General features: G+C 60.2%; 5 protein-coding genes, 1 tRNA gene and 1 pseudogene. 2 read left to right on the plus strand and 5 right to left on the minus strand.

What is annotated here, in order from left to right:
• Positions 1–76 precede the first annotated feature (76 nt).
• The 3 genes and pseudogenes from ACP5MM_RS09495 to ACP5MM_RS09505 form a co-directional block, all read right to left on the minus strand.
• Positions 77–244: pseudogene (locus tag ACP5MM_RS09495) on the minus strand (TolC family protein); the annotation flags it as partial.
• A gap of 491 nt (positions 245–735) precedes the next feature.
• Entirely contained in the window at positions 736–987 is a 252-nt protein-coding gene (locus ACP5MM_RS09500) for a glutaredoxin family protein (RefSeq protein WP_427933217.1), read from the minus strand.
• 125 nt (positions 988–1112) lie between these two features.
• On the minus strand, positions 1113–1508 hold the full coding sequence (locus ACP5MM_RS09505) for a DUF302 domain-containing protein (protein ID WP_427933219.1): 396 nt from the start codon (positions 1506–1508) through the stop codon (positions 1113–1115).
• A gap of 345 nt (positions 1509–1853) precedes the next feature.
• Between ACP5MM_RS09505 and ACP5MM_RS09510 the strand changes: the two genes are divergently transcribed.
• Positions 1854–4892: a bifunctional diguanylate cyclase/phosphodiesterase gene (locus ACP5MM_RS09510; protein ID WP_427934509.1), complete on the plus strand. Its 3039-nt coding sequence runs from the start codon at positions 1854–1856 to the stop codon at positions 4890–4892.
• Between the two features lie 116 nt (positions 4893–5008).
• Here ACP5MM_RS09510 and ACP5MM_RS09515 read toward each other — a convergent pair whose 3' ends face one another.
• The gene (locus ACP5MM_RS09515) at positions 5009–5767 is read right to left on the minus strand and encodes a YidH family protein (protein WP_427933222.1); all 759 of its coding nucleotides are present in this window, start codon (positions 5765–5767) and stop codon (positions 5009–5011) included.
• Between the two features lie 174 nt (positions 5768–5941).
• On the opposite strand from ACP5MM_RS09515, the gene ACP5MM_RS09520 reads away from it, so the two are divergent.
• Positions 5942–6016, plus strand: a tRNA-Val gene (locus ACP5MM_RS09520).
• Between the two features lie 37 nt (positions 6017–6053).
• Here the strand turns inward: ACP5MM_RS09520 and ACP5MM_RS09525 are convergent.
• A partial coding sequence (locus tag ACP5MM_RS09525; RefSeq protein ID WP_427934510.1) for a site-specific integrase occupies positions 6054–6379 on the minus strand: 326 nt, incomplete at its 5' end.

Here is a 6379-nt window from a genome sequence, read left to right on the forward strand (position 1 = left end):
AGAGGGTAACAGGTGTTCAGTTTTCGACGCTGATTCCTACCTGTACCTGTTCACTTTTGCACGCTGATTAACAGGCCAGGGCGCCGAGGCCGGGATTTTGCCGCAGGGCAATGGCCTCCGCGCCCTGCAGACTCAATGGGGTGGCCCAAGCCGATGTTGTTGACAGGAGCAACAGCACCCCGCCCAAGAGGCGAATCCTGCCCCGTGCCGGTTGGGTAAAACGACCTAGAATGTTGGTATACATAAAAATCTCCATGGCAAAACAGCGACATATCTCCCCAATTCAGAGAGGGGTGCCAGTTTGCTCAGGAGGAATTAAATGACCAACCGCACGTGCTGGAGGGGGGGAGGGTGATGGGGCGGAGTGGAGAGAGAAACCTGGGATGGTGCCGGGCGGAACATTGCCGGATGGGAAAATGTCACGGAGCCCATCATTACCGGGGCTGGAAAGGTCATTCCGGGAAGCCTTAAGCCCCCTGGCGCATGGCCTTCTGCACAGATGGACATGCACTGACCGGACATCGCCCCGGAATGCAGGCCCATGTCCATGCCCGGGCCATCCTGGCAACAAGGCATGGCTGTCATGGGCATGCCTGGCATGGCAGCGCATGAAACGCCGAGCGGCATGGCCACTGCGGCATTGCTCATCCAGGTCCCGAGGAGGAGCATGGCCAGCAAGGCGAGCAGGGGAAAATGTCGGCGGATTCTCTGCATGTCGGCGTCAGGCGATCTCGATTAGTGGATGGCGTTCAGGGCACTGTCGAGCTTGGCTTTTTGCTCGGCGAAAGTGCCATAAAAAAAAGCATTGCCAATGACGGTGATGGGCGCCACGCGCACCCCATAGCGCGCCTTGGCCTCGTCGGCCACTCCGGGGGCAGTGATGTCCCTCTCCTCGAAGGCCAGTTCGCGCCCTTCAAGGTAACGCTTGACGGCGGCGCAATCCGGGCAGCCCGGACTGGTATAGAGCACTATCTTGCTCTGGCTCATGATCTATCCCTTCGTTGCATACGCCATCCTGTCCACCGGCGGGCTCCGGCCCTACCACCGGATTCCATGCTTCCGTTGCCATAAAGGCCGGTGTCCATCCCTTTTCCCTGCCGACCCACAATCCATCAGCCGGCCAGGCTGTCGCGCACCCGAACCAGTTTGGCGCGTACCGTTTCGCCGATTGCGGTCACCTGCGGGTTGCCGACCATGCCGAGCACCGCCGCGGGGTCCATGAAACCCACCGTGACCTGGCCGTCGGCTTCCTCCCGGACAATGACATTGCAGGGCAGGAGCAGCCCGATGTCCGGGTCGGCTGCAATCGCCTGGTGGGCAAACTGGGGGTTGCAGGCCCCCAGGATCTTGTAGGGCCGCGAATCGATCCCGAGTTTGGCCTTGAGGGTCGCGGCCACGTCGATCTCCGTCAGTACGCCGAAGCCCTCCGCTTTGAGGGCCTCCGTAACTTTTACGAGGGTTGCCGGGAAAGAGCCGGTGGTCGTGGTGGAAAAGGCATAGGCCGTCATGAAGTTGCTCCTTTCTCAATCGCAATTGCTCCCAACAGCGCAGCGTTGCGGGCGCTGGATCCATTGTCGCAAGCCAGCTTCCCTATGGTCATCATGGCCATGAAACGCCTCCTTTTGGAGCTTGTCGAAACATCCTAAACCATGAAGTGCGCTGCAGAGTCAAGGCGTAAGAATAAGCGCCAAGCGCCTTGTAATTGGCCCGGGTTCGGCTAATGTGATAGGTGTTTTAGGACCATATCCGCCAATCAGCCAGGCGCCTGCTGCAGAAAGGAAGTTATGGCCGCGCAACCGGACCCAGCGATGACTTCTCTCAAGCCATCTTACACGCCTCGCTGGTTACAGCGCTTGTGGATCGCGTTCGTGCTGCTCAATGTCCTTGCCTGGGGTTTTCTCGCCTTCTACAACGGGCAGCGGGCCTACGCTCAGGAAGCGAGTCATCTACGGTTGCTCTCTGTGTCCTTGGCACGGATGACGGCGCTGACCCTCGGCGGTCTGCGGGATTCCTTCGCCTTGATCGCCCAGGAAATTGCCCATGGGCGGGAGCACGGCGCGCCTAACCAGCCCATGCAACCCAACGCCATTTTGCAGACGCAGCCGATGCTGGGTTACTTGGCCGTAGTCTCGGCCAGCGGTCGCATCATGGCGGCAGCGGGCCATGGCGCTTGGCTCCCCCAAGTTCTTGGGGCCGCGCGACTGCGCCGGGAAATCGGGACATGCCTGGAGCAAAAGGCCTTTCATATCGGCCCGCCCATCTCCGGGGCGGTTCCCGAAAGCTGGGCGGTCCCCCTCTGCCATCCCGTGCCTGCGGCCGCTGGCGGAGGAGCCATTCTAGCCCTGCTACCGCTGGAGGACGGTATTTTCCCCTCCTGGAAAGGTCTGCCGTTACCATCTCATACGGCCCTCTTCCTGCTGCGGGATGACGGCTATCTGGAGAGCCGTTTCCCATCGCCCACCCTCACCGCCTTCGATCAGCGGCAGTCCGGCATCGCCGCCCAGTATCTGCAGGCCCACCCGGGATTGTCGTCGGGAACCTATGCGGGGATATCCACAGCGGTAGGGGAATGGCGGATGGGGTCCATGGCGCGCGTCGCCGGGTATTCCCTGGTGGCCGGCGCCAGCATCCCCCGCGCCACCCTCTTCGCCCTCTGGAGCCGCAGCATGCTGGAGCCCACGGCCGGGATCGCCTTTTTGCTGTTCTTCTCCTTTTTCGGTTATCGTTTCCTCTTGCGGGAAGCCAAGGAGCGGGAGTTCGCCCAGCAACAGGCCCGGCAGGAGGTCTGGGAGGCCAAGGAGCGGGCCGAGGTGACCCTGGCCTCCATCGGCGATGCCGTCATCACTACCGATGCCCTAGGGCGGGTTGCGGGGCTCAATCCGGTGGCGGAATCCCTGCTCGGCTATAGCCTATCCGAGGTGGAGGGGAGAGATCTGGAGGAGATCTTCCCCATCCTCAACGAACAGACCCGTGCCTCCGTCCCCAACCCGGTGCGCCGGGTGCTCCAGGAAGGGCGGGTCGTCGGCTTGGCCAACCACACCATTCTGGTCAGCCGTGATGGACGCGAATATGCCATTGAGGATTCCGCGGCGCCGATTCGCTGCCCCAACGGCGACATACTGGGCGTCATCCTGGTCTTCCACGACGTCACGGAAAAGCGCCGGCTCATGGCCGATCTCGCCCATCAGGCCACCCATGATGTCCTCACCGGGCTGCCCAACCGGACGCTTTTCATGGACCGTCTGGGTCAATTCCGCAGCCAGTCCCGGCGCCATGAGCGCCTGCTGGCCGTGGGGATCCTGGACCTGGACGGTTTCAAGCAGGTCAATGACCGCCTGGGTCACGATTATGGCGATCGGCTTCTCCAGGAAGTGGCACGACGTATGCTTGATACCATGCGATCCGGCGATACGGTGGGTCGCATGGGCGGAGATGAATTTGGTATCCTGCTTCCCGACGTGGTCGATCTGGAGCAGATCGAAGGGATCTCCCAGCGCCTCCTGGAAGCCCTGCGTTTGCCCGTCACCATCATGGAGAACACGGCGATCATTTCCGCCAGCCTTGGCTGGACCGTCTATCCCGCGGATGAAGGGAACCCCCAAACCCTGCTGCGCCACGCGGATCTCGCCCTCTACGCCGCCAAGGATGGCGGGCGCAACCGCTATGCCTTCTTCGCGGGCAGCATGGACGAGCAGCAACGACAAGAAATGGAGATTTTAGCAATGACGGAAAGCGCCCTCACCGAAAGACGCCTGATCCTTTTTTACCAACCTGTGGTGGAACTGCACAATGGCGTGATCGGTGTCGAGGCCCTGATTCGCATGGAGCATCCGAAGCGGGGCATCCTCCTGCCGGCCGCTTTTGCCAGTTCCCTGGATCATCCGCGCCTCGCCCGGCGCATTGGCTGCCTGGTCCTGGACCAGGCGCTGGCCCAGGGAGCGGTCTGGCACCGTCAGGGGCTCACCTTGCGCATCGCCGTCAATATCAGCGCCCGTCATCTCCTCGACGACGCCTTTCTGACGGATTTGCAGGAGGCCCTCGCCCGCCACCCGGACATGCCCCATGAGGCCTTGGAAGTGGAAGTCACGGAAAGTGCCCCCATGCTGGATTTCCGCCGCGCGCGGGAAACCCTTCTGGCCTGCAACCAGCTTGGCGTGCGGGTTGCGCTGGATGACTTCGGCACCGGCAGCGCCTCCCTCACCTATCTGCAAAAACTCCCCGCCCAGACCATCAAGGTGGACCAGAGCTTTGTCCGGGACATCATCAACGACCCCCGGGATTTCGCCATTGTCGCCGGTGTCGTCACCACCGCCCGGATGCTCGGGCTCGAAGTGATTGCCGAAGGGGTGGAAACCGTCGAGCATGCCCATCTCCTCACTACCCTGGAATGCCATGCCCTGCAAGGCTACGCCATCGCCAAACCCATGCCCGCCAGCGCTTTCAGCGGCTGGTTGAAGGACTACAAGCCATTGGTTAAAAAAGGTAATGATACATCTCCTCCCTTTCATCATTTTCGGGAGGATATAACGTCAGGAGGGTTCTTTACCGCCCATAACCTGCGTATCCGCCAATTCCTCGGCGCCCTCCAGGGCAAGGCGGAATTCCCTGCCCACGTCTTTGAGCCAAGCGCCGAATCCCACTGCCACCTCGGGGTCTGGCTTCAGCGTTTCAAGCAGAGGGCGCAGATCCCGGCAAGCATCCATACCCACCATCACCGTCTTCACGCCCTGGCCCGAACCGCCAAGGCTCAGTTCGATGCGGGGAATATGGACGCGGCCCGACAGACGGGCGTTCAACTCGCCCAGGAAAACCAGGCCCTCATGCAGGCCCTATCCCAATGGGGAGAAGATCGAAAACAGCCATCATCCCCTCCCATGCCAGCGGATCATTAGCGCCGGGGAGCCGGGAGTGCAGGGTTTCCCCACTCTCCGGAGAGCCGCTCCTTCTTCCGTGATCAGATCCGTGCAGAGACGCAAACACCGTGCCCGTGGCGATGGCTTGCGGCCAACTATGGGCTGACGTGAATGATCATGGCCGCCAAGATCAGGGTAACAGCCAGAAGTATGACTCCGTACAGGGAGTATAATATTTTATGGATGCGGTAGCAGCCCTGATCCACCTGCTTGACCGTGCGGATGAAGTTGACGCCGCCGATGACGAGATTGCTCACGCCCAGCACGATGAAAACGATCCCCATACCGGAGAAACTGTCGCCGGAAGTCAGCTTGGTGTGGAGCATGATGGACAATTGTTCGAGAAAAAAATCGAATTTCTCGATCACGAAACCAAATGCAATGAGCCCGATACCCGTTCGCACCCAGGCGAGAAAGGTTCTTTCTGCAGCCATATAGATGCGCGGATCAATAATTTCCTTTGCCGGCACGGTGATTCCTTTTTCAATATATTCAAGGTCTGTTAAAAAGCGGTAGGCGACCACGAACATGATGGCGACCGCAGGCCAGGTGAGCAGATCGTGGATTTCCTGGAAAAATACGGTCAGCCGGTGAAAGTGCAGCGCCGTAAAGAGGATGACGAGCCTTTCGGCAATCAACCCTGAGCCGATGGCCACAAAGATGAGCTTGAAATAGCCCAGATAGGTGCGCTCCAGGGCCATATAGAGCCGTGGTTCCTGCACGGTGGGAAGATGCTTGAGAATGATCATGGCTGGGGTAATCGCTCGGTACTGGCGTTTTTCACCAATTCGCCTTCCTGGATAATCGACAAATGCCGGGACGCCCGGCGAAAAGCCCGGACGCTGACGCAGCAAGGGCGCCTCCATGCCTGACCACAGTGCCCTGCAAACCGTGGAATGATAGCATACTCAGACCATGGTAAAAACGCCCATTCAGCCTGCCCTTGACCAATGGCCCCGGGATTGGTACCTTTTGCACCGTTCTCGTGGCGACTCGCGCTTCGCGGTCCCATGCAATGAGGAGCGACCGGGCGGTTAGCTCAGCGGTAGAGCACTGCCTTCACACGGCAGGGGTCGCAGGTTCAAACCCTGCACCGCCCACCAATTGAAACAACAAGTTACAGAGGAATGCGGGTGCACGCTAACTCTTGAGTGCATTTTCTGGTGCAGCATCTCCAAATGCACGGTCCAGGGCGGCCCTCTGAGCGTCCACCTGCAGATGGGCGTATCGCTCGGTCATTTTGACCGAGGAGTGCCCCAATATCCGGCTGATCGTGTACAGATCCGTACCCGAGGCCAAGAGTATGGACGCGCAACTGTGCCGCAGATCATGGAAATGCAGGTCAGGCATCCCGGCCTTTTCTCTGGCTCGGCGGAAACCTGTCTTGAGCCCTTCCTCGCCAATCGGCAGTGGAATGAAGGAGAGCCACGGTCGTAAGGGACGGATGATGGGCACAGTCCTTGTCG

It is taken from the genome of Acidithiobacillus sp. (assembly GCF_049965315.1).
Taxonomy (GTDB): domain Bacteria; phylum Pseudomonadota; class Gammaproteobacteria; order Acidithiobacillales; family Acidithiobacillaceae; genus Acidithiobacillus_B.

Excerpts from the sequence above, each read along its gene's own strand:
- ACP5MM_RS09500 (WP_427933217.1), bottom strand. The coding sequence starts at position 987 with ATGAGCCAGAGCAAGATAGTGCTCTATACCAGTCCGGGCTGCCCGGAT.
- ACP5MM_RS09505 (WP_427933219.1), bottom strand. The coding sequence starts at position 1,508 with ATGACGGCCTATGCCTTTTCCACCACGACCACCGGCTCTTTCCCGGCA.